Below are 25,037 nucleotides of genomic sequence, written 5' to 3'. Positions count from 1 at the left end.
ACCATGGATACCCTCCCCACCGTCTGGTTCTGCGCGGTCGCCGTCCTGTGGATCGGCTACCTCTTCCTCGAGGGCTTCGACCTCGGCGTCGGCATGCACATGAAGCTCTTCGCCCGCGGCGAGGGCGAGCGCCGCGTGCTGCTGAACACGATCGGCCCCGTGTGGGACGGCAACGAGGTGTGGCTGCTGACCGCAGGCGGGGCGACGTTCGCTGCGTTCCCCCGCTGGTACGCCTCGCTCTTCTCCGCCCTCTACCTCCCGCTCACGCTCGCCCTCGTCGCGCTCATCTTCCGGGCCGTCTCGATCGAGTACCGGGGGAAGGTCCACTCCGACCGCTGGCGGGCGGCCTGGGACTGGGCGCTGGCCCTCGGCTCCGCCGTCGCGGCGTTCTGCGTCGGCGCGATGCTCGCCCTGACCACCACCGGCCTGCCGCTGGACGCCAACGGCGACCGGGTCGGCGGACCGTTCGCCTGGCTGACCTGGTACGCCGTCCTCGGCGGCGTGGCGGTGGTCGCGTTCGCCCTCGTCCATGGCCTGGCCTTCGTCGCCCTCAAGACCGACGGCGGCATCCGCGCCCGCGCCCACCGCGCCTTCGTCCGCTGGCTCCCGCTGGCGATCCTCCCGCTCGTCGCCTGGGTCATCGCGGTCCAGCTCCGCACAGGGGCATGGTGGAGCTGGCTCCTCACCCTCGTCGCGGCCGCCGCCGCGCTCACGGCGTGGATGCTGGCCCGCCGCGGCTCCGAGGGCCGGGCCTTCATCGGCCTCGCCCTGACCCTGGCCGCGGGCGCCGCCGCCATCTTCTCCGCCGTCTACCCCGTAGTGCTGCCCTCGACGCTCGATCCGGCCAACAGCCTCACGGTGACCAGCGCGTCGTCGTCCGACTACACCCTCGGACTCATGACCGTCGTCGCGCTCATCGGGCTCCCGCTGGTCCTCGCCTACCAGACCTGGACCTACTGGGTCTTCCGCCGCCGCCTGAGCGTGGACAGCATCCCCACCGCGCACTCCGTGGTGCCGGCGACCGTGGTCCGCCTCGTCACCGGCAAGCAGGCCTAGGAGCAAGGAGCACCAAGCATGAAGCCGGACATCCCCCTGGGGCCGACCAGCCGCCGCGCCCTCGTCCTCCTCGCCGTCCTGGCGGCAGGGAAGGCCGCGGGCCTGGCCCTCGTCGCCCAGGGGGTCGCCTCCGGCCTGGCGGCGCTCGCCGCCGGGTCCGTGCGGCCCGAGGCGCTCTCCGCGGCAACGCTCGTCGCGGCCGCCGGCGTCCTCCTCCGCGCCGCCGCGGAGTGGGGCACCGCGGCCGTGGGACGCTGGGCTGCCGTCGGGGTCAAGGAGGAACTGCGGTCCCAGCTGCTCGAGGCCGGCCTGGCGGGCGGCCCGGGCGCCGCCTCGCCGGCGGATCCCCGGGATTCCCCGGACGACGGCGCTGCCCGGGTCGCGTCGTCGCCGGCGGCCACCGCCGTGCTCGCCGGCCGGGGGCTCGACGGGCTCGACGCGCTCTACACGCAGTACCTCCCCGCCCTGGTCCAGACCGCCGTGCTGCCCCTCCTCGTCGGCGCCCGCATCCTCGGGGCGGACTGGGTCAGCGCGCTCATCCTCGTCCTCACGCTCCCGCTCGTGCCGGTGTTCATGATCCTGATCGGGCGCCACACGCTCGACGCGGTCGCCGAGGCCCAGCAGTCGCTCCTGCGGCTCGGCTCGCACCTCGTCGAGCTCGCCCAGGGCCTGCCCGTGCTCGTCGGCCTCGGGCGCGCGGCGGAGCAGCGCAGGGCCCTCGGCGAGCTCTCCCGCGCCTACAGGGGGCGGACCATGGCCACGCTGAGGGTGGCCTTCCTCTCAGCGCTCGCGCTCGAGCTCATCTCGACCATCTCGGTGGCGGTCGTCGCGGTGTTCATCGGCATCCGCCTGGTCCACGGGGAGATGACGCTCGAGGCCGGGCTGCTCGCGCTCATCCTCGCCCCCGAGTGCTTCCAGCCCCTCCGCGACCTGGGCACCGCCCACCACGCGAGCGAGGACGGCGCGGAGGCGCTGCGGCGCGCGCGCGGCCGCGTCGCCGCCCCCCGGGGCACCGCGCTCCTGGCCGCGGGCCACTGCGGCGAGGAGGACGGCTCGCCGGGGGCGGCAGGGTCAGCCGCGCCGAGCGAGCTCCGCGTCGCGCGGCTCACGGTGCGGTACGACGGCACGGCTGAGCCTGCCGTCGGGCCACTCGACTTCACCGCGCCGGCCGGCCTGGTGACCGTCCTCGCGGGGCCGAGCGGGTCGGGCAAGACCACCGTCCTGGCTGCCGTCGCAGGCCTTGTCCGCGACGGTGCCGGCGCCACGGTGCGCGGCTCCGTCCAAGGGCCCGACCCCCGCCGGGTGGCCTGGGTCCCGCAGCACCCCCAGTTCACCGAGCGCACCGTCGCCTCGGAGCTCGCGCTCTACGCCGGGGCAGCGGGGGAGGGGACCGCCTCCGGGGAGCCCGGCGCACTCATCGCGGACCTCCTGGCCCGGCTCGGTCTCGGAGGGCTGGGCGCCGCGGACCCGGCGGAGCTGAGCCCCGGGCAGCAGCGCCGCGTCGCCGTCGCCCGCGGGCTCGCCCGCGTCGCCGACGGAGCCGATCTCCTGCTGCTCGACGAGCCGACGGCCCACCTCGACGACGCCTCGGCGGCGCTCGTGGAGCGGGCCATCGCCTCCCTCACAGGACGGGTCACGGTCCTGCTCGTCTCCCACGAGCCCCGCACGGCGGCACTGGCGGACCGGACCGTCCAGCTCGCGCCAGCCTCCTCGGCCGCATCGGCCCGCTTCCGCGCCGCGCTGCCGGACGCGCCCGGAGCCGGCCGCGGGCTGCCGGCTCCCGCCGCGGTGCGGCGCGGGGCCTGGCTGCGCACCCTGGCCTCTCTGCTCCGCCCGGATGCGGGCACGTACGCCCGGGCTGCGCTTGCCGGGCTGGGCGCGGCCGCGGCCGCCGTCGCCCTCTCGACCCTGTCAGGGTGGCTGATCGTGCGGGCGAGCGAGCAGCCCCCCATCCTCTACCTGCTCACCGCGATCACCGGCGTGCGGTTCTTCGGGATCGCCCGGGCCGTGCTGCGCTACCGCGAGCGGCTGGTGCTGCACTCGGCCGTCCTGTCAACGCTGACCGTGCTGCGCGAGAGGCTGTGGGCCCTCCTGTCCGTGCGGGGGCTCTCGGCGCGCCGGCTCCTCGTGCCCGGGGCCGCGCTCGAGGCGCTCGTGGGCGACGCAGAGGCGGTGCGGGACCAGCTGCCCCGCGTGCTGGCTCCGATCGCCACGGCGGTCCTCGTCGCGGCCGGCGCACTGGTGGCGGTGGGGATCCTCCTGCCAGCCCAGACGCCCGTGCTGGCCGCCGCCGCCGTCGTCGCGCTCGTGGGGGCGCCCGCGGTCGCGAGGGCGGCCGACCGGCGTGCCGCGGCCCGGCTCCAGGCCGGCCGCGCGGGCCTTCTCGCGCGGATGGGCCAGGCGCTCGCCGCCGGAACGGACCTGAGGGCGAACACCCGCGACGGAGCGGTGCTGCAGTCCATCCGCTCCGCAGACGCCGCGCTCACGCGCCTCGAGCGGCGGGGCGCCGCCGCCGAGGGGCTGGCACACGCGATCGTCGTGGCGGCGACCGGCACCGCCGCAGCCCTCACTCTCGGGGCAGCGCACGCCGCGGGTGCCCCCGCAGCGACCGCCGCCGCCGTCCTCCTGCTCCAGCTCGCCCTCGCCGAGCCGCTCGCCGCCGCGAGCACGGCGGTCCAGCAGCTCCCGGCCCTCCGCTCGGCTCTCGTCCGCGTCGCGGCGGAGGAGCAGGCTGTGCAGGACAGCATCGGGGAGCGCGCGGCGGTCCAGGACGCCCCCGGCCGGCGGACAGGCATCGACCTCCGCGGGGTCACCGTCGGCTGGGCCGGGGGCCCCGACGTCCTCGCGGACCTGGACCTCACGGCGCGGCCGGGGGACTGGGTCGTGGTCGCCGGCCCCTCGGGGAGCGGCAAGTCGACCCTGCTGGCGCTGCTGACCGGGTTCCTCGCCCCGCGGGCGGGCGAGGCCGCCGTCGCGGGTCCCGTCGCGTGGTGTCCTCAGGAGTCGCACCTCTTCGACTCCACCGTGCGGGGAAACCTCGCCGTCGCCCGCGACCGGGAGCACGCGCCGTCGGACGCCGAGCTCGAGGCAGTCCTCGCCCGGGTCGGGCTCCTCGAGCACGTGCGCTCGCTGCCGGGCGGCCTCGACGCGCGCATCGGCAGCCGCGGCGCGTTCCTCTCGGGAGGGCAGCGGCAGCGGCTCGCCGTCGCGCGGACCCTCCTAGCCGGCGCAGAGGTGGTGCTCCTCGACGAGCCGACCGCGCACCTGGATCCCGAATCGGGACTCGCGCTCGTAGCGGCCCTGCACGAGGCCCTCGCGGACAGGACCGTCGTCATGGTCACCCACCACGCCACCGAGCTGATGCCCGGCGACACCCTCGTGCGGCTCGGCGCGCGGGAGCGCGCTCCGCACGACGCCGCGCGGGCGGCTGCCCCGGTGGGCTGACCCCGTCGGCGAGTTGGCTCAGCGCGCCGGCAGGCCTTGGGCGCCGGGGCCGCCGGCGCGGGCAGCGAGGACCTGTTCGCGCAGGATGTCGGCGTGCCCGCAGTGCTGGGCGAGCTCGCGCAGCATGTGGAGGTACACCCAGCGCAGCGGCAGCGGCCCGCGGCGGTTGCCCGAGACCACGTCGTCGAGCCCGAGTGGCGCCGTGGCCCGCCGTGCGTCCCGGCACGCCGCGAGGTAGTCGGCGCGCACGGTGGAAATCGTGTCGGACGGAGCCAGGACGAAGGACTCGTCCGGGGTGGCGGGAATGCCGATCTCGGTCCGCGTCCGGCCGGTGACCGCCTCGTCGAACCAGACGCGCTCGATGAACGCGCCGTGCTTCACCAGCCCCAGGAGCGTCGTGCGCGAGGGCACGAGGGACGCCCGTGCCTCGGCCTCGGTCAGCCCGTCGAGGCTCGCCGCCAGGGCCGCCCGGTGCTCGTCGAGGAAGGCGTCGAACTGGGACTTCAGCGGCGCGGCGAACAGGGCCGGCTCCATCGTCTCCACGCCGTCAGCCCGCCACGTCGTGCAGGTGGTGCTCGACGTCGTGCAGGAAGTACCGGGCCAGGGTCACGACCGTGAACGCGCTGCCGTTGCTGCGCAGCCCCCGCCGGCTGAACGCGTCCTCCGGGACCGAGGCGAAGGCGTCTCGGGCCCGGGCCCCCTGCTCCGCGAGCTGGACCCGCACCGTCTCCGGGTCGGCCCGCGCGTAGTCCTTCTCGAGGGCCGTGGCGTCCTGGTCCCAGTCGTCGAAGCGCGCCCCGTCCTCGGCGAGCATGAGGCCCAGCCGCAGCCGGAAAAGCTCGAAGACGTCCCGCACGTGGCAGGCGTACTCGAGTGGCGACCAGGTGGACTCGTCGGGGCGCGCGCACACGTCGCCGCGGCCGAGGACTGCGTCCCAGCGGGGCAGCGCCGCGTCGACACGCTCCGCGACCCCGTGCGGGGTGAGGGAGTCCGCGTCGAACCCGCACTCGGGGCAGGGCCGTTCGAGGACCCAGGTCCAGTCCTTCAGGTCAGGGGTGATCGCCATGGGCGCAGTCTAGCGGCGCGCGACGGCGGCCCTGCGTACCCGGAACCGCGGAGGGGCGACGAGATGCGTACCCGGAACGGGAGAACCGCGACGAGATGCGTACCCGAAACGCAGTGAGGGAGGCTGCGGCAGCTAGGCGAAGCTGGGGCCGACCGCGTCCACCGACTGGGCGAGCGTGACCCCCGAACCGTCCCGGCGGCCGAACTCCGACGGCAGCGAGCGGGCCACCCCGGCCGAGGACGACGCGCGCGCCGGGCCCCGGCCGACCCAGGCGAGCACGAGCCTGTCCTCGCCCCTGAGGAAGCGGTGCGCGCGGACGCCGGCCGTCGCCCGGCCCTTGGCCGGGTACTCGCCGAACGGGGTCACCTTCGCACTGCCGGCGGAGGTCCCGGGCAGCGCATCGGAGCCCCCCGCGATCGTGACGACCACCGACTGCCCCTCGGCGTCGGCGGCGGCGACCACGCCGAAGAACACGGCCGCGTCGCCTGCGGCGAGCTTGATCCCGGCCATGCCGCCCGCGGTGCGGCCCTGCGGCCGCACGGCGGAGGCCTCGTAGCGCAGGAGCTGGGCCTGGCCGGTCACGAAGACCAGCACATCGCCGTCCGCCGCCGGGGCCGCCCCGATGACCGCGTCGCCGGGCTTGAGCGAGATCGCGTCCCAGTCCTCGCGGTTGAGCGGGTAGTCGGGCGAGACGCGCTTGACCACGCCCTGGGCGGTGCCGATCGCGACGACGGCATCCAGCGGCACGAGTGCCACGAGTGACTCGCCCTTGGCGAGCGTGAGGAAGTCCTTCGCGGCCACGCCGCCGGCCATGTTGGGAAGGCCCGACGCGGGCGGGAGCTGCGGGAGGTCCACGACCTGCAGGCGCAGCATCCGGCCGGCCGAGGTCAGCGCGCCGACCTCGCCGCGCGCCGTCGTGCGCACCACGGAGCGGAAGACATCGTGCCGCACCCGCGGGCCCGCCTCGGTGAGCGGCTCGGCGTGCGCGGTGCGGGCCACAAGCCCGGTCGCCGAGAGGATGGCCCAGCACGGCTCGTCAGCGATCTCGAGCTGCAGCGGGGCGGCCTTGCCCTTCGCAGCGCCGGACACCCCGGCCGCCGCGGCGGAGGCCTTGCTGCCCAGGGCGGGCGCGTCGTCGCGCTCGAGGAGGACCGTGCGGCGCGGCGATCCGTACTTCTCGGCCACCTCGCCGAGCTCGCCCGAGACGAGCTGGCGCAGGAGCGAGTCCGAGCCGAGAATGGCCTCGAGCTCGGCGATCTCGCGGCGCAGCTCGTCCTGCTCCTTCTCGAGCTCGATCCTGGAGTACTTGGTGAGCTGCCGCAGGCGCAGCTCGAGGATGTAGTTGGCCTGGATCTCGGTCAGGTCGTAGATCGACATGAGCCGCTCGCGGGCGGCGGCGGCCTCGTCCGAGGTCCGGATGATCTGGATGACCTCGTCGATGTCCATGATCGCGACCAGGAGGCCCTCGACGAGGTGCAGCCGGTCCTTGCGCTTGCCGAGGCGGAACGCGGTGCGCCGCCGCACGACGTCGAGCCGGTGGCCCACGTACACGCGCAGGAGCTCGAGCAGACCGAGGGTCTGCGGCTGCCCGTCCACGAGCGTGACGTTGTTGATGCCGAAGGAGTCCTCGAGCGGGGTGTACCGGTAGAGCTGCTGCAGGACGGCCTGGGGGTTGAAGCCGTTCTTGACCTCGATCACGAGCCGGAGCCCGTGCTGGCGGTCGGTGAGGTCGGTGACGTCGGAGATGCCGGCGAGCTTCTTCGCGTTGACGGCGTCCTTGATCTTCTCGATGACCTTCTCGGGGCCCACCATGTAGGGCAGCTCGGTCACCACGATGCCCGTCCGCCGCGCCGAGATCTGCTCGACCGAGACCTTCGCGCGGGTCTTGAACGAGCCGCGCCCCGTGCGGTACGCGTCGCGGATCCCCTCGAGCCCCACGATCCGCCCGCCGGAGGGCAGGTCCGGGCCCGGCACGAGCTCCATGACGTCCTCGAGCGTGGCCTCGGGGTTGGCGATGACGAGCTGCGCCGCCGCGATGACCTCCACGAGGTTGTGCGGGGCCATGTTCGTGGCCATGCCCACAGCGATGCCGGTGGTGCCGTTGACCAGCAGGTTGGGGAACGCGGCCGGGAGCACCTCGGGCTGGGTGAGCTGGCCGTCGTAGTTGGGGATGAAGTCGACGACGTCCTCATCCAGATCGCCGGTGAGCGCGAGGGAGGCGGCCGCCATGCGGGCCTCCGTGTACCGGGCGGCGGCCGGGCCGTCGTCGAGCGAGCCGAAGTTGCCGTGCCCGTCGATGAGCGGCAGACGCAGCGCGAACCCCTGCGCCATGCGCACCATCGCGTCGTAGATGGCCGCGTCGCCGTGCGGGTGCAGCTTGCCCATCACCTCGCCCACCACGCGGGCGCTCTTGACGTGGGCTCGGTCCGGCCGCAGGCCCATGTCGCTCATCATGTACAGGATGCGGCGCTGGACGGGCTTGAGGCCGTCGCGGGCGTCCGGGAGCGCGCGCGAGTAGATGACCGAGTAGGCGTACTCGAGGAAGGAGGTCTCCATCTCCTCGGACACGTCGATGTCGGTGATGTTCTCCGCGAAGTCGTCGGTGCCCGGGAGGGTGTCCGCCCCCGAGGAGGAGCGCGGGTTCTGTCGACGTGCCAAGAGAGCGTGGGTCCTTCGTGTCGTGGCGGTGGGGCTGAACTAGGCTAACCCTATGGCGGAATCGGCCTCGGACGGCGCATCCTCGACCCGCGCATCGACCACTGGCGCGTCCTACCCGCACCACTGGGAGGCCGACGTCGTCCTCCGGGACGGCGGCACGGCCCACCTGCGCCCCATCCGCCCCGAGGACGCCCAGGCGCTCCAGGACTTCCACACGCACCAGTCCGAGGGGTCCATCTACCTGCGGTTCTTCAGCTACAAGGCCCGCCTCACCCCGGGGGAACTCAAGCGCTTCACCGAGGTGGACCACCACGACCGGGTCGCACTCGTCATCACCATGGGCGACGAGATCATCGGGGTGGGCCGCTACGACCGTCTCACGGACCCGGCGGAGGCCGAGGTCGCCTTCAACATCGCCGACCGGCACCAGGGACGGGGCATCGGCTCGATCCTGCTCGAGCACCTCGCCGCCGCGGCCCGCGAGAACCACATCCGCAGGTTCACCGCCGAGGTCCTGCCCGAGAACCGCAAGATGCTCACGGTCTTCGCCGAGGCCGGGTACGCCGTCGCCCGGCACTTCGACGACGGGGTCGTCTCCGTCGCGTTCGAGATCGACCCGACGGAGAAGTCGCGGGCCGTCATGGAGTCGCGCGAGCACCGCGCGGAGGCGCGGAGCATCATGGGGCTCCTCGCCCCTTCCTCGGTGGCCGTCATCGGCGCCAGCCGCACGTGGGGGACCCTCGGCTACCAGCTGCTCGAGCACATCGTCGAGGGCGGCTTCGCGGGCAGCGTCTACGCCGTCAACCCCGAGGCGCTCGAGCTCGGCGGCATGATGGCCTACGGGCAGATCGGCGAGGTCCCCGAACCGGTCGACCTCGCCGTCGTGGCAGTGCCGTACGCCGAGGTCCAGGGCGTCGTCGCCGACTGCGCGGCGGCCGGCGTCAAGGGCGTGGTCATCGCCTCCGGCGGCTTCGCCGAGCGCGGCGAGGAGGGCCTGGCGCTCCAGCGGCAGATCGTGCGCCACGCCCGCGCCCACGGCATGCGCGTGGTCGGGCCCGAGTCCCTCGGCATCGCCAACACGGACCCTGACATCCGGCTCAACGCCTCCCTCGCCCCGGGGCTGCCGCGGCAGGGCAGCCTCGGCCTGTTCAGCCAGTCGGCCTCGATCGGCGTGGCACTCTATGCCGCCGCCGAGCGCCGCTACCTGGGCTTCTCCTCCGTGCTCTCGGCGGGCAACCGCGCCGACGTCTCCGGCAACGACCTCATGCAGTACTGGGAGGACGACGTCGCCACGAACGCCGTGGGCCTGTACTTCGAATCGTTCGGCAACCCGCGCAAGTTCTCCCGCATCGCCCGCCGCCTCGCCCGCAGCAAGCCGGTCATCGTCGCCAAGAGCGACGTCACCGGGCTGCGGCTCCCGCCGGGCCACTCCGTGCGCACGACCCAGGCCCCGCAGGGCGCGCTCGACGCCGTGCTGCGCCAGTCCGGCGTCATCCGCGTCGGGACGGTCGAGCAGCTCGTCGACGTCGCCCAGATCGCCGTCGGCACGCTGCCCGCGGGCCCGAGGGTCGCCGTCCTGAGCAACTCCCTCGCCCTCGCCCGCGTCGTGGCGGACAGCGCGGAGGGAGAGGGGCTGACCGTGACCGTGTCGGAGGGCGACCTCGACCTCGCCCAGGGGCAGTCGCTCGCGCTCCCGGAGCTGGCCAGGCGCCTGCGGGAGGCGGCCGCCCGCGGCGACGTGGACGCCGTCGTCGTCGCCCTCCTGCCCTCGGCCGGGGTGCGGGTGCCCGCACTCGCGCGGACGCTCGCGGAGACCGCCGAGCCGCTCGGCAAGGCCGTCATCGCGGCCTTCCCGGGTGTGCTGGACCGGCAGACGGACACCGAGGGCCTCCTTCCCGCCCCCCGGGCCGGCGAGCAGGCGGAGGAGTGGCCGGCCGGCGTCCCGTGCTACGCGAGCGCGGGCGACGCCGTGGCGGCCCTCGCCGCCGTCACGCGGTACAGCGAGTGGCTCGCCCGGGACCAGGGCCCCCTGTTCGAGGCCGAGGTGGACGACGGCGCCGCGGCGGCCCTGATCGGCGCCCGGCTCGCCGGCGTGCAGGGCACGGAGCTCGTGCAGCTCGCGGGGGACGACGCCGCGCGGCTGCTCGGCTGCTACGGCATCCCGGTCCTGGCCTCGCGGTCGGCCGCGACCGCGGACGAGGCCGTCGCGGCCGCCGACGCGCTCGGCTGGCCCGTGGCGATCAAGGCCGCCGCGGACAACCTCCGCTCCCGGCTCGACCTCGGCGCCGTGCGCCTGGACATCCGGGACGCGGCGGACCTCCGCGCGGAGTTCGAGCAGATGGGGCGCGCCCTCGCGCCCTACGGCGGCGGCCACGTCGAGGTGCAGCGCATGGCCCCGCTCGGCCAGGCCTGCGTGGTCCGGGCGATCGAGGACCCCCTCCTCGGGCCGGTCCTCTCCTTCGGGCTCGCGGGCGACGCCGTGTCCCTCCTCGATGACTGGGCGCACCGCATCACCCCGCTCACCACGGGCGACGTGCACGACATCGTCCGCTCGCCGCGCACGTCGGTGAAGCTGTTCGGGCACGAGGGCCTGCCTGCCCTGGACGTGCCCGCCCTCGAGGACCTCATCGGGCGGGTCTCGCTGCTGAAGGACCGCCACCCGGAGGTATCGCTGCTCGAGCTGAAGCCGGTGGTCGTGAGCTCCACGGGCCTGACCGTGCTCTCCGCCCAGGTCTGGATCGGCAACGCCGCCCAGCGCATGGACAGCGCCCGCCGGGCCCTCATCGCCCAGTGAGGGCGGCGTCCCGGTTTTGGGGCGCCGGGCGCGGGTCTGGGAGAATGGTGCCCATGAGCCACAACGCGTCCGGGGCACCTGCAGGCGAGCACCGCGTCCCAGGCCCGGGGGAGCCCCTGACGGCGGCGCTCGAGCGGACGGGCTTCTACCCGCTGCTCGTGGGCGACGTCGTGGCCGACGCCCTCGACGGCCGCACGGCGATCGCGCACCTGACGCACCTGGAGACCCACTTCGAGCGGGCCGAGGTCCGCCGGCACGTGACCGTGCTCGTCCTGACCGAGGACATGCTGGTCATCACGCACGTGGACGAGTCACCGCTCGACGACAGCGGAAGCCAGATGGGGGCCCAGGTCTCCACCGAGTCCGTGCCCGTGGACCAGATCGCCACGGTCGTCCTCTCCTACGTCTACGCCCAGCCCGCGGACTACGCCCCCGGCGACCCCGTCCGCGAGGTCACGCTCGCCATCTCGTGGAGCGGCGGCCAGCGGCTGGACATCGTGCCGGCCGGGTGCGGCGACCCGCAGTGCGAGGCCGACCACGGCTACACGGGCACGATGGCGCAGGAGGACATCGTCCTGAGGATCAGCGCCGATGCCGACGGCCCCCGCGCCGTCGACGCCGCCAAGCAGTTCGCGCGGCTCCTGCGCGCGGTGAACACCGGATCGAGGCCCTTCCAGGCCACGCAGCGCCCCCGCCTCTCGGCGTTCTCGTCGCGGACGCTCCGCGGCCACGGCAGCCGGTAGATGGCGGCCGTCCCCGGCGCCGCGACCGGCGCACCGCCCCTTCCGCCCCCGCCTGCGTTCGGATCCCGCTCAGTGGCCGACGTCCTGCCCTCCTGCGCCGCGGCGCTGGGGGCCGAGGGATTCGAGAACACGCTCGGGCTCCCCGAGTCCGTGCGCATCTGCCTCGTCATGGTCGACGGCCTGGGCCGGACCCTGCTGTCCAAGCGCACCGCGCACACGCCGTTCCTGCGCGAGAAGCTCGCCGAAGGCCAGGGGGCGGTCCCGGCGATGCTCGACGCCGCGTTCCCCAGCACCACGGCCGCCTCGCTCGCGAGCCTCGGCACCGGCGTGCCGCCGGGGCAGCACGGCATGGTCGGCTACGACGTCTACGCCCCGCACCTGGACCGGGTGGTCAACCAGCTCAACGGCTGGGACCCCGACGTCGACCCGCAGCGGTGGCAGCCGTGCCCGACCGTCTTCGAGCGCATCCATCCGGCGATCCCGGTGGCGACCGTGAGCCTTCCCCAGTTCGAGGGGTCCGCGATGACCCGGGCCGCGCTGCGGGGTGGCGAGTTCATCGGTGCCGTCAGCCTGCACGCGCGCACCACCGCTGCGGCCGAGGCCATGGCCGCCCATCCGCGCATGCTCGCCTACTTCTACCTCAACGAGCTCGACAAGGCCGGCCACCAGTTCGGCTGCGCGTCCGCCGAGTGGGAGGAGGCGCTCGAGGAGGTCGACGCGTGCCTCCGCCGCCTCGACGGCCAGCTCCCGCCGGGGACGCTCGTCGTCGTCATCGGGGACCACGGGATGGTCGACGTCCCGCCCGGCCGCCGGATCGACATCTCGGCGGACCCCCAGCTGACGGAGGGAGTGCGGCACACTGCGGGCGAGCCGCGCATGGTCCACCTCCACCTCGAGTGCCCCGACGGCGCCCCGGCCCCCGCCCCGGCCGCCGTGGCGGCTGTCGCCGCGCGCTGGCGCGAGCGCTTCGGGAACCAGGCCTGGATCCTCACACGGGCCGAGGCGATCGGGCACGGCCTGTTCGGCCCAGTGGTCTCCGAGGCGGTCCACCCCAGGATCGGCGACCTCATCGTCGCGGTCCACGGCGACCTGGCGCTCTACGACGGGCGCCGGGCCAGGCCGCAGGCGTTCGAGATGGTGGGCCAGCACGGTTCGTGGACCAAGGCCGAGCGGCAGGTCCCCCTCGTGGCCTTCAGCGCGCGCGGCCGCGTCCGCGGGAAGCGGCAGCGCCGTGGCTGAGCTCGTCTTCTTCACCGGCACGATGGACAGCGGCAAGTCCACGCTCGCGCTGCAGATGGACTACAACCACCGCGCGGGCGGCCGGAAGGGGCTCCTCTTCACGAGCCACGACAGGTCGGGGCGTGCCGTCATCACGAGCCGCCTGGGCCTGAGCACCCCCGCGATCGAGGTCACGGCCGAGTCGAGCTTCTGGAACGAGGTCGTGGCCCGGCGGACCCGTGCCGAGGAGGTCGACTACCTCATCTGCGACGAGGCACAGTTCTACCGCCACGAGCAGGTGGACGAGCTCGCCCGGGTCGTCGACGAGCTCGACGTCGACGTCTACGCGTTCGGGATCGGCACGGACTTCCGCGCGCGCCTCTTCGAGGGCTCCCGCCGCCTCGTGGAGCTCGCCGACCGGATCGAGACGCTCCAGGTCCCGACGCTGTGCTGGTGCGGACGCCGCGCGACGCACAACGCGCGCACCGTGGGCGGCGAGATGGTCCTGACGGGGGAGCAGGTGGTCGTCGCGGACGTCGCCGGGCGCGGCACACCCGACGAGGAGGGCTCCTGGACCGAGGTGGAGTACGAGACCCTGTGCAGGCGCCACTACATGGCAGGGAAGACCGCCGCGTCCGTGCCGGTGATGGGGGAGGGGGAGCAGCTGCTCCCCTTCGGCGACTAGGGGCCCCGGGCACCGCAGTCCGGGTCAGTCGCCCTTGGTGCCGAAGACGATCTCGTCCCAGCTGGGGACCGAGGAACGCTTGGGCCGCGAGGACCTGCGGGTGGGTTCGCCCTGGCCCGCCGTCTCCGCACGCGCGGCCTCGCGGTCCTCGGGCGTTCCCTCCCGGGCCTGGCGCTCCGGTTCCTGCGGCGCTCCGGACTCCTCGGGCGTCTCCGGACGCTCCGGCGCCTCCTCGCGGCGTGGGGCGTCCGGCTCTGCGGGGGCATGCCCCGCACCGTCGCCGTCCGGGCGGCCCTGCGGCCGGCGGCCGTGGCCGCCGGCATCGCCTCCGGAATCGCCTCCGGCAGGCCGCGCCGACGGCACGACCGTCATCTCGGTGGTGGCAGTGCTGACGCCGGGCCTGAGGTCGAGCCGGGAATCGGCGTCCTGGGCGGAGCGGACGTTGAGGCGGGTCAGCAGCGAGGTGATGCCGCCGCGCGGTGCCGGCCGTCCGTCGTCGTCCGCAGTCTCGTCGTCCAGATCCTGGTCCCGGTCGCGGTCCGGGGCGTGCGCGCCGTGGCGCTCCGCGTCGCGGTCCGCGCGGCCGCGCGGCCGGGTGCCCTCCCATGCGCTGCGCTCCCACTCGTCGGAGGCAGCCTCGGGATCCGCCTCGTCAGCTTCGGACGAGCGCGGATGGGCCGCGGGGATTCCGTGGGTCAGGAGCAGCGCAAGGGCGTCGTCGCCGTCCTCGTCGACGCCCAGCCGCTGGCCGCGGCGCGCGCGCAGCATATCCAGGAGCTCGCCCTCGCGGTCCAGTTCGCCGCCGGGGTGCTCCTCGGCGGCCTCGACGTCGAACGGGCGGTCCGAGACGGCCGCGAGCCGGCGGCGCGGAGCGGGGCCATCGAGCGGCTCGAGCTCGCTGAGCTGCTGGGCCCACCGGTTGGCGTTGGCTACCGTCCGATGGCCGGGGTGGAAGGTCCACATCGCGGGCGGCTCCTCGCCGATGGACGACGGCGCGCCCTCCGGGAGGGCAAAGCGCGCCACGACGGTCCACTGGCCGTCGGGCCGCCGCCACGAGTCCCATTCGACGGCGTCGGCCGCCACGCCGTGCAGCGACAGCCGGTACGCGGCCATCTCGCCGAGCGTCACCGGGCGGTCCGCGGCCGGGCCGCGCAGCGACTCCTGGGTGGGCAGCCTCCCCGGGACCTCGACGGCCTGGGCACGCCGCGCCATGTGCTCGCGCTCGGCCAGGACGGGGCCCTCGAAGCGCTGCACCCTGGCCAGCGGGACGCCAGAGGACTCGGCCACCTCCTCCGCAGTGGCGCCCGCACGGATCTCGGCCTGGATCTGGCGCGGGGTCATGCCTGGGCCGTCCGAGCCGGACGGCGCAGGACGCTGGGGCGCCGGCCGCGACACCGCGCGGCGCAGCGCCTCGTCCAGCGGCAGCCGGAACATGTCCCCGTTCGCGGCGCTCACGATGAGGTGTGCACCGTCCTCGTGGACCCCGACGAGGCGCAGCTCTTCCGCCTGATCGTGCGCTCGCTCCCGCATGGACGCCCTCCAGCTTGCTCTAGGTCTGAGTAGAACTGTGCCATCCGGGGGCGCCGAAGGCCCGCAGGCCGCCGGTGTGCCGCGAAAATGGCGCCCCGCCGGAACCCCGCCCCGCGCCGCCGCAGACGCGGGAGACGGCTCATGTCGGGAATGTTCCGGAGCCGAATGGCGTTTTGGCTGCTCATCGGGAACAATCTCCCCGTCACTGGGCACAAAATGGGGGCCGAGTGCGTTGGAGTGGACTACGTGGGATGCCACGTGACATGGCTAGCTACCGGAGCGTGAACGAAGAACTATGGCGACCGATTACGATGCGCCGCGCAAGAACGAGGAAGAGCTCAACGAGGATTCGATCGAGGAGCTGAAGACTCGCCGTACCGACAAGCAGTCTGCCTCGGTGGACGAGGACGAGGCGGAGGCCGCGGACAGCTACGAGCTCCCGGGCGCCGACCTGTCCGGCGAGGAGCTCCTGGTGCGGGTGCTGCCCGCCCAGGCAGACGAATTCACGTGCGCCTCGTGCTTCCTCGTCCGTCACCGCTCCCAGATTGCCCGGGAGAAGAACGGCCTGCTCTACTGCAAGGAGTGCGAAGGCTGACGCCTCCGGTTTCAGGCGGCCCACGCAGACGGCGGCCCCGACGCGAGGAGCGTCGGGGCCGCCGTCGTCTCATCGGCGGGGCGCCTCGCTGAGGGCGGCCACGAGGCGGTCCGGGTGGCGGCTCGAGACGAGCCAGTACGGCGTGCGGTCCTCCGGATCCGTGAGCTCGACGCGGACCACTGGGCGGATCCAGCCTCGGATGCACAGGTAGGCCAGCCCGTTCAGGCGCGGGCCGCGCTCGGCGGTGGCCTCGTCGCCGTCGAACGCCTCGACAGTGCCCGTGAAGGTCCGCGGGAGGACGGCGCGGCCGGCGCGGAACGAAGTCCTCGTCACCACGACGGCGGGCGTCGAGGCCACGAGGATCCCGACGAGGATGACGAGAAGGACAGCGGCGCCGGTGTACCCGGCGGCCATGCTGATCGGGGCGAAGACGAGGATGCCCGCGCCGGAGACGCCCAGGACCACGATCCACACCCACCAGGCCGGCCAGAGCTTCTCGGAGTAGACGATCGGGTCGGCGGTGCTCGGCCCGGAGGCGGGCGTCGTGGCGTCAGGCATAGGCCAAGCTTTCCACCCCGGCGCCCGCGAGGACAAAAGCGCGGCCCCCCGCAGGCGCAGGGAGTCGCCGCCGGCCCGCTAGAGTTGATGGGTGAGCGCGCAGCAGACAGCATCCGACCATGCGGCCCCGGACCAGCCCACGGCCTGGGCACCGACCCTCGACGTCCAGCTCAAGATGCTCGACGACGGCCTCGAGCCGCCCGCGTACGCCCACCCCGGGGACGCCGGCGCGGACCTGCGGGCGCGCCTGGACGTGACGCTCGGCCCCGGCGAGCGCGCGCTCGTGCCCACGGGGGTGAGCATCGCGCTCCCGTTCGGCTTCGTCGCCCTCATCCATCCGCGCTCAGGCCTCGCCACGAGGCACGGGCTCACGGTCGTCAACGCGCCCGGCACCGTCGACGCGGGCTACCGCGGCGAGATCGCGGTGACCCTGCTCAACACCGACGCGTCCGAACCGATTGCCCTCCGCCGCGGCGATAGAATCGCCCAGATGGTGATCCAGCGCGTGGAACATGCGCGCTTCGTGCCCGTCGCGGACCTCTCCGACTCCGTTCGGGGCTCGGGGGGCTTCGGCTCGACGGGCGGGTTCACCGCCCCCTAGCGCCCCGCCCGACCGGGCGTTCGGCGGAAGCGGGCTGCCGGAATGGCCGGCAAGACAAAGGAGTGTGTGTGGCACTGTTCGGACGCGGCAAGAACGCCAAGCTGACGTCCGAGGACCCCTCGGTCCTCGGGCAGTCGACCAAGAAGCGTCCCGAGCCCGACAAGAGCGGCTACGGGCGCGCCCAGAAGGGTCCGTTCGACGCGAGCGAGGCCAGCACCGAGACCGGCTACGTCGACCTCGGCTCGATCCTGGTCCGGCCCACCGAGGGCCTGCAGCTCCGCCTCGAGCTCGAGGAGGCCACCCAGCGTGTCGTGGCCGTGACCATGGACCTCGCCGGATCCAGCCTGCAGCTCCAGGCCTTCGCCGCGCCCCGCTCCGAGGGGCTGTGGGGCGAGATCCGCGCCCAGATCGCCCAGTCGGTCGCGAGCCAGGGCGGCACGGTGGAGGAGATCGAGGGCAGTTTCGGCCCGGAGCTGCTCGCGCGCCTGCCCGCCGACGCCTCAGGCGAGCGCCGCAGCTACCGCGCCGCCCGCTTCATGGGCGTCGACGGTCCGCGCTGGTTCCTGCGCGGGGTCATCGGCGGCCAGGCCGCCGAGAGCCATGAGGCCTCCGCCGCCCTCGAGGACCTCTTCCGCCACGTGGTCGTGGACCGCGGCGAGTCCCCGCTGCCGCCCCGGGAGCTCCTCCCGCTGCGCATCCCCGTCGAGGCTGCGCCGCACGAGAACGGCGCAGGCCATGGACCGCACGCCCCGCACGCGCCCGCACGCGGACCGGAGACCACGCATCTTGGCTGAACCCACGGCGCCCGTCCGGCTCGAGGGCTTCGGCGGGCTCCCCGAACGCGGCCTCGTCTCCGGCGAGGGCCTCGTGAGGTCCCTCACCTTCGTCCCCGTCGACGAGGCGCCGCGGCTCACAGCGGTCATCGAGGACGAGCGCGAACGGCCCGGAAGCGGGCCGACGCTCTGCCTCGTCTGGCTCGGGCGCCGGCGGATCAGCGGCGTCAACGCGGGGACGCGCCTGCGCTTCTCCGGCATGCTGGCCCACTTCCACGGGGTCCCCACCATCTACAACCCGCGCTACGAGATCCTGGCCCAGGAGGACTGACGTGAGCTCCGCCCCCGGCCCCGCCGGCCCCCGCGACGAACAGGACCCCGGCCCCCGCGCCGGCCGCCTGCCCACCGGCGCCGACCTCGCCGGCGCCTACGCCGCGCGCGCCGGCCTCCGCCGCCACGACGACGGGCGGATCGACGTGCTCCGCAGCGCCGGCGGCGTCCGCGGGCTCCTCGAGAGCATCCTTCCCGGCCTCGTCTTCCTCGTCTGCTTCACCCTCGTGCAGGACCTCATCCTCGCCGCGGTGCTGTCCCTCGCGGTGGCGGCCGTGTTCGTCGTGGTGCGCCTCGTGGGACGCACGCCGCCCACCCAGGCGTTCGCGGGGATCATCGGGGTGGCCGTCTCGGCCGCGCTCGCCGTGTTCTCCGGCCGCGCCGAGAACTTCTACCTCTCCGGCTTCCTCACGAACGCCGGCTACATCGTGGCGCTCGTGGCCTCGATCCTCGTGAAGTGGCCGCTCATGGGGGTGATCTTCGGCTTCCTCCGCAACGAGGGCGTGCACTGGCGCAAGGAACCCGGGAGGGCGCGGCAGTACCGGCTCGGCACGTGGGTCATGGTCGCTGTGCTCGGCCTGCGGCTGGTCGTCCAGGTCCCCCTCTACCTCATGGGCGACGGCGGGCTCGTCGCCCTGGGTGCCACCCGCCTGCTCATGGGCGTGCCGCTGTACGCCCTCGGCCTGTGGATCGCCTGGCTCATCACCCGCCCCGTGGCCGGTCAGCCGGCCGCGGACACCGAGGTGCAGGACACAAGCCTCTAGGGCACGCCCGCACGCCGGCGTAGCTTCGGAGCGTGGAGAACAAGGCCCTGCGCATCGTCTTCCCCGTCTTCCTGGGCGTGCTGCTGGCACTGTTGATCGGGTTCGGCCTCCAGGCCGTCTACCCGCAGCCAGAGTCCCCCTCGCCCGGCTACGAGGCGCCGTATGAGACGTACATCGCCTCGCTCCAGGCCTATGAGCGCGTCGCGGCGGCCATCCTGTCCGGGCTCGCCGCGGTGCTGCTCGTGGCCGGGTCGCTTCTGCCCGCACGCGCCTCTGCGCTGGCCGACGGCGCCCTGCTGGGCGGAGCGTTCACGCTCCTCTACGCCGCGGCGCGGGGCTCGGGAGCCGGGCCGGGCCTGGCTGCCGCGCCGGCCTTCGGCGCCGTGGGGGCAGGCCTCGTCCTCGCGCTCCTCGCCCTCCTCCTGCGCCAGTCCGGGCGGCTGCCCGGAAGCGGCCCCGCGAGCGAGCGCCGCGGGAACGCGGACGAGACCGCCCTCGCCGTCGTCTTCCCGCTCGCGGCGGCACCCCTCGCGGCCACCGTGGTCTCGCTCGGCCTCCAGGCGTTCTACCCGCCTCCGGTCCTGTCGGGCTACAGCGGCCCCGGCTACCCGGACGTCCTGGCCGCCTATGAGAGGGACCCCGGGCTGATCGGCACTGCCGCGGCCGCAGCGCTGGTCGCCGCGGGCTTCGCGCTGCTGCGCAGGGCGTCCATCCCGGCCGACGCCCTGCTCCTCGGCGGCATCGTCACCCTGGTCGTCGCCTCGGCCGGCGCGATCAGCCCCAAGGCCTCGGGGATCAGCGTCGCGGCCGGCATCGCGGGGCTCCTCGGCTCCCTCGTGCTGGGCCACGTCCGTGCGCGCGGAGCGGCGGCGGCCCCGCGCGTGGGCGAGAAGGTGTTCGCGGTGCTGCACCCCATCGCCTGCGGAGCGCTCAGCGTCGTGGTCTTCTTCCTGGGAGTCTTCGCGGTCTACCCCCCACCGGAGAACGCCGAGCCGTCCCAGGACTGGTTCCGCACCGTGAGCCTGACCGCTACGGCGGTCGCAGTCGTGTTCCTCCTGGCGAGCCTCGTGCTCGAACACCGCGCGCCGGCAGTGGGCAACGCCTCGGTGGTGAGCGGGCTCCTCACCCTCGTCGCGGGGGTGGCCCCGGCCGCGGTCGCGGGGGAGCAGGGCGTCGTGTTCGTCGCGCTTGCGGTGGCGGTCGCCGTCGTCCTCTTCGTCGGGTACCGGCGCTTCGTGCGGGGCGGCCCGAGGGCGCCGAGGGGCACGAGGCCCCCGGGGACGCCGCCGGCGGTTCCTCCCGTCCCGCCGGCACCGGCCGGTTAGGGCGCGGCGCGCGTGCCCAAACCGGCCGGCGTCAGCCGTCGAACGCGTCGTCCTCGTCCTCGCCGGCCTGCGCGGGCCGCACCTGGCCTTCGCCGCCCGACTCCGTCTGCGGCGCGAGCAGGCGGCGCAGCTCGTCCTCCGCGGCGATCGTCGAGATGAAGAACAGCTCGTCCCGGTGGTCCACCACGTCGTCGCGGCTCGGGGCCAGCGGCTTCTGGTCCCGCAGGATCGCCACGAGCGTGCAGTCTTCGGGCCAGTCGATCTGCCCCACCGTCCTGCCCACCACGTGGGAGTCGGCGGGCACCGTGAACTCCACGAGGGAGGAGACCCCGGTCTGGAGAGTCAGGAGGCGGACGACGTCGCCGATCTCCACGGCCTCCTCGACCAGTGCCGTCATGAGGCGCGGCGTGTTGACCGCCACGTCGACGCCCCAGGAGCCGTCGAACATCCAGTCGTTCTTCGGATTGTTCACGCGCCCGACGGTCCGGCCCACGCCGAACTCCGTCTTGGCGAGCAGGGAGACGACGAGGTTGACCTTGTCGTCACCTGTGGCCGAGACGACCACGTCGGCCTCGTCGACCCGGGCCTCCTTGAGCGTCGAGAGCTCGCACGCGTCGCCGATGAGCCACTTCGCCCCGCGCAGGCCGCTGCGGCCGATCACCTCGGGCTTGGGGTCGACGAGGAGGACCTCGTGGCGGTGCGCGAGCAGTTCGCGGGCGATCGAGCTGCCCACGCTCCCGGCCCCGGCGATGATGACCTTCACTCGGACTCCTTCGCAGGGGGAGCGGACAGGATGCGGGAGACCTCAGCGGCGTCGGTGAGGTCCATCATGGCGTGCACGGTGTCGCCCTCCTGGTACGCCGTGGCCGGCGTGGGCAGGACGCCCTCGCCGAAGCGGGTGATGTAGGCCACCCGGACTCCCGCGGCGCGCTCGATCGCGCCCAGCGGGCGCCCGAGCCACGAGGGGTCCAGGGTGATCTCCGAGAGCACGAGCCGGCCCGACGGCTCGCGGTAGTCTCCCGCGACGCCCGACTCGGGCAGGATCCGGCGGAGTACCTGGTCCGCGCTCCAGCGGACGGCCGCGACGGTCGGGATGCCCAGACGCTGGTAGATCTCGGCGCGGCCCGGATCGTAGATGCGCGCGACGACGTGCTGGACGTGGAACGTCTCCCTCGCGACGCGGGTGGCGAGGATGTTCGAGTTGTCTCCGCTCGAGACGGCGGCGAAGGCGTAGGCCTCCTCGATCCCGGCCTGCTTCATGGTGTCCCGGTCGAAGCCGATGCCCGTGACCTTGCGTCCGGAGAACGTCCGGCGGAGGCGCCGGAAGGCGCGGTCGTCCTGGTCGATGATCGCGACCGAGTGGCCCGAGTCCTCGAGGGTGTGGGCCAGGGTCACGCCGACACGGCCGCAGCCCATGATCACGTAGTGCGCCATGGCCCCCAATCTACCGCGCGATGACACCGGCTGCGGTTGTCGCATAACGTGTCAGGGTGCTGACGATTCTCAATGCGGTCAAGCGCGTGATTGTGGGCCGCGCTCTGCGCAATGATCGGCTCACGCACACGCTGCTGCCCAAGCGCATCGCGCTTCCGATCTTCGCCTCGGACGCGCTCTCGTCCGTCGCCTACGCCCCGGACGAGATCCTCCTGACCCTCGCGCTTGCCGGCGTCTCGGCGGTGTCCCTGTCGCCCTGGGTCGGAATCGCCGTCATGCTCGTGCTCGTCACGGTGGTGGCCTCGTACCGGCAGAACGTCCACGCGTACCCCTCGGGCGGCGGCGACTACGAGATCGCCACCGAGAACCTCGGCCGCTTCGCCGGGCTCACCGTCGCCAGCGCCCTCCTCGTCGACTACGTCCTCACCGTCGCCGTGTCCATCTCCTCCGCCGCGTCCTACCTGACCACCGCCGTGCCCTCGCTCCACGGGACGCAGGCCGTCATCGCGGTCGCCGCCGTCGTGGTGCTCGCCCTCGTGAACCTGAGGGGCATCCGCGAGGCCGGGACCGTGTTCGCCGTGCCGACCTACCTCTTCATGCTCTCCATCCTCGGGATGACCGCCGTGGGAGTCGTGCAGTGGCTCACCGGCACGCTGCGCCCCTCGCAGAGCGCGGACTTCACCATCGTCGCCTCGCCGGAGTTCGACCAGGGGCTCGTGGGGATCGCGGGCGCCTTCCTGCTCCTGAGGGCCTTCTCCTCGGGCGCCGCCGCCCTCACCGGCGTCGAGGCGATCAGCAACGGCGTGCCGAACTTCCGCGCGCCCAAGAGCAAGAATGCCGCCACCACGCTCCTCCTGCTCGGCGCCGTCGCCGCGTCGATGCTCGCCGGGATCATCTTCCTGGCCAACGCGACCCACGTGCACCTCGTCCAGGACCCCGCGAGCGAGCTCCTCCTCGACGGCAAGCCGCTCTCCGGCGACTACATCCAGACCCCGGTCATCGGCCAGATCGCCGACTCTGTGTTCGGCGGCGGCAGCATCCCCTTCTATATCGTCGTGGCCGCCACCGGCGTGATCCTCGTCTTCGCCTCCAACACGGCCTTCAACGGCTTCCCGGTGCTCGGCTCGATCCTGGCCCAGGACGGCTACCTGCCCCGCCAGCTGCGCACCCGCGGCGACCGCCTCGCGTTCAGCAACGGGGTCCTCGCCCTCGCCGCGGGCGCGATCGTCCTCATCGTCGCGTTCGACGCCGACGTCACCCGGCTCATCCAGCTGTACATCGTCGGCGTGTTCGTGTCGTTCACCCTGAGCCAGCTGGGCATGATCCGGCACTGGACGCGCGAGCTCAAGCGGGTCAAGGACCGCGGCGTGCGGGTGCGCATGCAGCGCTCGCGGATCATCAACGGCATCGGGTTCGCGATGACCGCCACCGTGCTCGTCATCGTCCTCATCACCAAGTTCGAGCACGGCGCCTGGATCGCGCTCCTGGCGATGTTCGTGATCTTCCTCATCATGTGGAGCATCCACGCCCACTACACCAACGTGGCGCGCGAGCTCGCGGTGGGCGACGACGCCTCGGCCCGCGCGCTGCCCAGCAGGGTGCACGCCGTCCTGCTCGTCTCCCACATCCGCAAGCCCGTGCTGCGGGCGCTCGCCTACGCGCGCGCCTCGAGGCCGTCGAGGCTCGACGCCGTCACCGTGGACATCAGCCCCGAGGAGACCGCCCAGACCGTCGCCGACTGGGAGAAGCTCGAGATCCCCGTGCCCCTCACGGTGCTCGCGAGCCCCTACCGGGAGACGATCACCCCGCTCATGGACTACATCCGCGGCATGCGCCGGGACTCCCCGCGCGACCTGATCGTCGTGTACATCCCCGAGTACGTGGTGGGCAAGTGGTGGGAGCAGCTAGTGCACAACCAGACCGCCCTGAGGATCAAGGCCCGGCTCCACTTCGAGCCGGGCGTCATGGTGGCATCGGTCCCGTGGCAGCTGAAGTCGAGTGAGGAAGCCAGGAGGCTGCAGGAGCTGTGAGCACGTCACCCGGAACTGCTCAGGAGAACGCCGCCGGCCGCACGCTCGAGCTGCGCCTCGGGCCGGTGGCCCACGGCGGCCACATGGTGGCCCGGCACGAGGGCCGGGTGGTGTTCGTCCGCCACGGCCTGCCCGGCGAGCTCGTGCTCGCGGAGCTCACCGATGCCGCACCCGAGGCGACGTTCTGGCGCGCGGACGTCGTCGACGTCCTCGAGCCCTCCCCGCACCGGCGCGACCACGTGTGGGACCTGGCCGACTCGCTCCTGGCCCACCGCGCCGGCCGGCCCCCGGTGGGCGGTGCCGAGTTCGGCCACATCGCCCTCGACGAGCAGCGGCGGCTCAAGGCCGCGGTGGTCCGGGAGCAGCTCGAGCGCCTCGCGGGCCTCGAGCAGGACGTCGAGGTCGAGCCGGTCGCGCTCCGCGAGGATTCCGACGACGACGCGGGCGGCCTCGCGTGGCGCACGCGCTGCAGCTTCTCCGTCACCCCCGAGGGCCGGCTCGCGATGCACGCGCACCGGTCCGAGACGCTCATCCCGGTCGGCCCCATGCCGCTCGCGACCGAGGAGGTCAACCGGCTGCGCCTGTGGGAGCTGGATCTGGACGGGGTCGAGCGCCTCGAGGTCGCGGCCCCCGCCTGCGGCTCCGCGCCGCTGGTCGTCTTCACCCTGGCCGAAGGGGTGGCCCCCTCGCGGCTCACGGACGTCCTGGCCCGGCTGGCGCCGGAGGTCTCGGCCAGCGCGGTGGGTCCGGACGCCGGCAGGGCGCCCCTCACCGTCCGGGGCCGCGGCTCGGTGTCCGAGCGGGTCCTCGGTCGGCACTACACGGTGACGGGGGAAGGCTTCTGGCAGATCCACCGGCGCGCCCCCGAGACCCTTGTGACAGCGGCGCTCGAGGCGCTCGACGGCGCGCTCGCCCCGGGCGGCCAGGTCGCCGACCTCTACGCAGGGGCCGGCCTCTTCACGGCGCCCCTTGCCGACGCCGTCGGGCCCTCGGGCCACGTCCTCTCGGTCGAGGGGGCCCCCGGCACGAGCCGCGACGCCCGGCGGACCTTCAAGCGCCAGCCGGAGGTCGCCGTCGTGCAGGGGCGCGTCGAGCGGGTGCTGCGCCGGCACGGGGGCGAGGGCGCGTTCGACGCCGTCGTCCTCGACCCGCCCAGGGCCGGGGCCGGGCGCGAGACGGTGCGCCAGCTCGTCGACGCAGCGCCGCGGGCCATCGCGTACGTGGCGTGCGACCCGGCGTCGTTCGCTCGCGACCTCGGCTGGTTCCGGAAGGCGGGGTGGCGGCTCGAGGGCCTCCGCGCCTTCGACCTGTACCCGATGACGCACCACGTCGAGACGGTCGCCCGGCTCACGCCGCCCCGCGCGTAGGGAAGCCGGCTGGCGCCGCTTCGGCGGAGACCGTCGCCCGGCGGGCCCGCGCGAACTAGGATGGGC

At 73.9% G+C, this 25,037-nt stretch carries 21 protein-coding genes; 14 read left to right on the top strand and 7 right to left on the bottom strand.

The window, feature by feature from the left end:
- Positions 1 to 3: 3 nt before the first annotated feature.
- A complete protein-coding gene (gene cydB / locus J2W21_RS13150) occupies positions 4 to 1,056 on the top strand; it encodes a cytochrome d ubiquinol oxidase subunit II (RefSeq protein WP_307114957.1) in 1,053 nt (350 codons plus the stop codon).
- 18 nt (positions 1,057 to 1,074) lie between these two features.
- Complete coding sequence (gene cydD, locus J2W21_RS13145) at positions 1,075 to 4,500, top strand: thiol reductant ABC exporter subunit CydD (RefSeq protein WP_307114956.1); 3,426 nt, start codon at positions 1,075 to 1,077, stop codon at positions 4,498 to 4,500.
- An 18-nt stretch (positions 4,501 to 4,518) separates the two neighbouring features.
- On the opposite strand, the gene J2W21_RS13140 is transcribed toward cydD, so the two are convergent.
- From J2W21_RS13140 to J2W21_RS13130, 3 genes are all read right to left on the bottom strand, one after another.
- Positions 4,519 to 5,034 carry a DinB family protein gene (locus tag J2W21_RS13140; protein WP_307115057.1) on the bottom strand — a complete coding sequence of 172 codons (516 nt, stop codon included), beginning with the start codon at positions 5,032 to 5,034 and terminating at the stop codon, positions 4,519 to 4,521.
- Between the two features lie 13 nt (positions 5,035 to 5,047).
- Positions 5,048 to 5,566, bottom strand: coding sequence for a DinB family protein (locus J2W21_RS13135; protein WP_307114955.1), 519 nt, complete (start codon positions 5,564 to 5,566; stop codon positions 5,048 to 5,050).
- Positions 5,567 to 5,698: 132 nt separating this feature from the next.
- Positions 5,699 to 8,224: a DNA gyrase/topoisomerase IV subunit A gene (locus J2W21_RS13130; RefSeq protein ID WP_307114954.1), complete on the bottom strand. Its 2,526-nt coding sequence runs from the start codon at positions 8,222 to 8,224 to the stop codon at positions 5,699 to 5,701.
- Positions 8,225 to 8,276: 52 nt separating this feature from the next.
- On the opposite strand from J2W21_RS13130, the gene J2W21_RS13125 reads away from it, so the two are divergent.
- The 4 genes from J2W21_RS13125 to J2W21_RS13110 are packed head-to-tail and all read left to right on the top strand — an operon-like array spanning position 8,277 to position 13,664.
- Positions 8,277 to 11,018 carry a bifunctional acetate--CoA ligase family protein/GNAT family N-acetyltransferase gene (locus tag J2W21_RS13125; protein WP_307114953.1) on the top strand — a complete coding sequence of 914 codons (2,742 nt, stop codon included), beginning with the start codon at positions 8,277 to 8,279 and terminating at the stop codon, positions 11,016 to 11,018.
- A gap of 53 nt (positions 11,019 to 11,071) precedes the next feature.
- Entirely contained in the window at positions 11,072 to 11,761 is a 690-nt protein-coding gene (locus tag J2W21_RS13120) for a DUF5998 family protein (RefSeq protein WP_307114952.1), read from the top strand.
- Positions 11,762 to 13,000 (top strand): alkaline phosphatase family protein, encoded by a 1,239-nt coding sequence (locus tag J2W21_RS13115; RefSeq protein ID WP_307114951.1) that lies wholly within the window; start codon positions 11,762 to 11,764, stop codon positions 12,998 to 13,000.
- A complete protein-coding gene (locus J2W21_RS13110; RefSeq protein ID WP_307114950.1) occupies positions 12,993 to 13,664 on the top strand; it encodes a thymidine kinase in 672 nt (223 codons plus the stop codon). Before J2W21_RS13115 ends, J2W21_RS13110 begins: the two co-directional genes overlap by 8 nt.
- Before the next feature lie 24 nt (positions 13,665 to 13,688).
- Here J2W21_RS13110 and sepH read toward each other — a convergent pair whose 3' ends face one another.
- Positions 13,689 to 15,194 (bottom strand): septation protein SepH, encoded by a 1,506-nt coding sequence (gene sepH / locus J2W21_RS13105; protein WP_307114949.1) that lies wholly within the window; start codon positions 15,192 to 15,194, stop codon positions 13,689 to 13,691.
- Between the two features lie 295 nt (positions 15,195 to 15,489).
- Between sepH and J2W21_RS13100 the strand changes: the two genes are divergently transcribed.
- Positions 15,490 to 15,789, top strand: coding sequence for a DUF4193 domain-containing protein (locus J2W21_RS13100; protein WP_189692179.1), 300 nt, complete (start codon positions 15,490 to 15,492; stop codon positions 15,787 to 15,789).
- 69 nt (positions 15,790 to 15,858) lie between these two features.
- Here the strand turns inward: J2W21_RS13100 and J2W21_RS13095 are convergent, their stop codons facing one another.
- Positions 15,859 to 16,347 (bottom strand): DUF3093 domain-containing protein, encoded by a 489-nt coding sequence (locus J2W21_RS13095; RefSeq protein ID WP_307114948.1) that lies wholly within the window; start codon positions 16,345 to 16,347, stop codon positions 15,859 to 15,861.
- A 91-nt stretch (positions 16,348 to 16,438) separates the two neighbouring features.
- Here J2W21_RS13095 and dut point away from each other — a divergent pair, with 91 nt between their 5' ends.
- From dut to J2W21_RS13070, 5 genes are all read left to right on the top strand, one after another.
- Positions 16,439 to 16,948, top strand: a complete 510-nt coding sequence (dut, locus tag J2W21_RS13090; protein WP_307114947.1) for a dUTP diphosphatase — start codon at positions 16,439 to 16,441, stop codon at positions 16,946 to 16,948.
- 68 nt (positions 16,949 to 17,016) lie between these two features.
- Positions 17,017 to 17,742 carry a DUF3710 domain-containing protein gene (locus J2W21_RS13085; protein WP_307114946.1) on the top strand — a complete coding sequence of 242 codons (726 nt, stop codon included), beginning with the start codon at positions 17,017 to 17,019 and terminating at the stop codon, positions 17,740 to 17,742.
- Positions 17,735 to 18,052 (top strand): hypothetical protein, encoded by a 318-nt coding sequence (locus J2W21_RS13080; protein WP_307114945.1) that lies wholly within the window; start codon positions 17,735 to 17,737, stop codon positions 18,050 to 18,052. The genes J2W21_RS13085 and J2W21_RS13080 overlap by 8 nt, the downstream gene beginning before the upstream one ends.
- A 1-nt stretch (position 18,053) precedes the next feature.
- Positions 18,054 to 18,815 carry a DUF3159 domain-containing protein gene (locus J2W21_RS13075; protein ID WP_373423109.1) on the top strand — a complete coding sequence of 254 codons (762 nt, stop codon included), beginning with the start codon at positions 18,054 to 18,056 and terminating at the stop codon, positions 18,813 to 18,815.
- 32 nt (positions 18,816 to 18,847) lie between these two features.
- The gene (locus J2W21_RS13070; protein WP_307114944.1) at positions 18,848 to 20,140 is read left to right on the top strand and encodes a hypothetical protein; all 1,293 of its coding nucleotides are present in this window, start codon (positions 18,848 to 18,850) and stop codon (positions 20,138 to 20,140) included.
- 31 nt (positions 20,141 to 20,171) lie between these two features.
- On the opposite strand, the gene J2W21_RS13065 is transcribed toward J2W21_RS13070, so the two are convergent.
- Together J2W21_RS13065 and J2W21_RS13060 are read right to left on the bottom strand one after the other, a co-directional pair.
- On the bottom strand, positions 20,172 to 20,903 hold the full coding sequence (locus J2W21_RS13065; protein WP_307114943.1) for a potassium channel family protein: 732 nt from the start codon (positions 20,901 to 20,903) through the stop codon (positions 20,172 to 20,174).
- Positions 20,900 to 21,574, bottom strand: a complete 675-nt coding sequence (locus tag J2W21_RS13060; RefSeq protein WP_307114942.1) for a potassium channel family protein — start codon at positions 21,572 to 21,574, stop codon at positions 20,900 to 20,902. Before J2W21_RS13060 ends, J2W21_RS13065 begins: the two co-directional genes overlap by 4 nt.
- A 56-nt stretch (positions 21,575 to 21,630) precedes the next feature.
- Here J2W21_RS13060 and J2W21_RS13055 point away from each other — a divergent pair, with 56 nt between their 5' ends.
- Both J2W21_RS13055 and J2W21_RS13050 read left to right on the top strand, forming a co-directional pair.
- On the top strand, positions 21,631 to 23,604 hold the full coding sequence (locus J2W21_RS13055; protein ID WP_307114941.1) for an APC family permease: 1,974 nt from the start codon (positions 21,631 to 21,633) through the stop codon (positions 23,602 to 23,604).
- Positions 23,601 to 24,971: a class I SAM-dependent RNA methyltransferase gene (locus tag J2W21_RS13050; protein WP_307114940.1), complete on the top strand. Its 1,371-nt coding sequence runs from the start codon at positions 23,601 to 23,603 to the stop codon at positions 24,969 to 24,971. Before J2W21_RS13055 ends, J2W21_RS13050 begins: the two co-directional genes overlap by 4 nt.
- Positions 24,972 to 25,037 lie beyond the last annotated feature (66 nt).

The sequence above is a fragment of the Sinomonas atrocyanea genome, from assembly GCF_030811715.1.
Classification (GTDB): domain Bacteria; phylum Actinomycetota; class Actinomycetes; order Actinomycetales; family Micrococcaceae; genus Sinomonas; species Sinomonas atrocyanea_A.
The sequence above is the reverse complement of the archived record's forward strand: the minus strand, read 5'-3'. Positions and strand labels throughout refer to the sequence as shown.

Bases quoted from the DNA above. Each gene is read 5' to 3' on its own strand.
- sepH (WP_307114949.1), bottom strand. From the start codon at position 15,194: ATGCGGGAGCGAGCGCACGATCAGGCGGAAGAGCTGCGCCTCGTCGGG.
- J2W21_RS13100 (WP_189692179.1), top strand. From the start codon at position 15,490: ATGGCGACCGATTACGATGCGCCGCGCAAGAACGAGGAAGAGCTCAAC.
- J2W21_RS13095 (WP_307114948.1), bottom strand. From the start codon at position 16,347: ATGCCTGACGCCACGACGCCCGCCTCCGGGCCGAGCACCGCCGACCCG.
- J2W21_RS13135 (WP_307114955.1), bottom strand. From the start codon at position 5,566: ATGGCGATCACCCCTGACCTGAAGGACTGGACCTGGGTCCTCGAACGG.
- J2W21_RS13120 (WP_307114952.1), top strand. From the start codon at position 11,072: ATGAGCCACAACGCGTCCGGGGCACCTGCAGGCGAGCACCGCGTCCCA.
- cydD (WP_307114956.1), top strand. From the start codon at position 1,075: ATGAAGCCGGACATCCCCCTGGGGCCGACCAGCCGCCGCGCCCTCGTC.
- J2W21_RS13125 (WP_307114953.1), top strand. From the start codon at position 8,277: ATGGCGGAATCGGCCTCGGACGGCGCATCCTCGACCCGCGCATCGACC.
- cydB (WP_307114957.1), top strand. From the start codon at position 4: ATGGATACCCTCCCCACCGTCTGGTTCTGCGCGGTCGCCGTCCTGTGG.
- J2W21_RS13140 (WP_307115057.1), bottom strand. From the start codon at position 5,034: ATGGAGCCGGCCCTGTTCGCCGCGCCGCTGAAGTCCCAGTTCGACGCC.
- J2W21_RS13060 (WP_307114942.1), bottom strand. From the start codon at position 21,574: ATGGCGCACTACGTGATCATGGGCTGCGGCCGTGTCGGCGTGACCCTG.
- J2W21_RS13115 (WP_307114951.1), top strand. From the start codon at position 11,762: ATGGCGGCCGTCCCCGGCGCCGCGACCGGCGCACCGCCCCTTCCGCCC.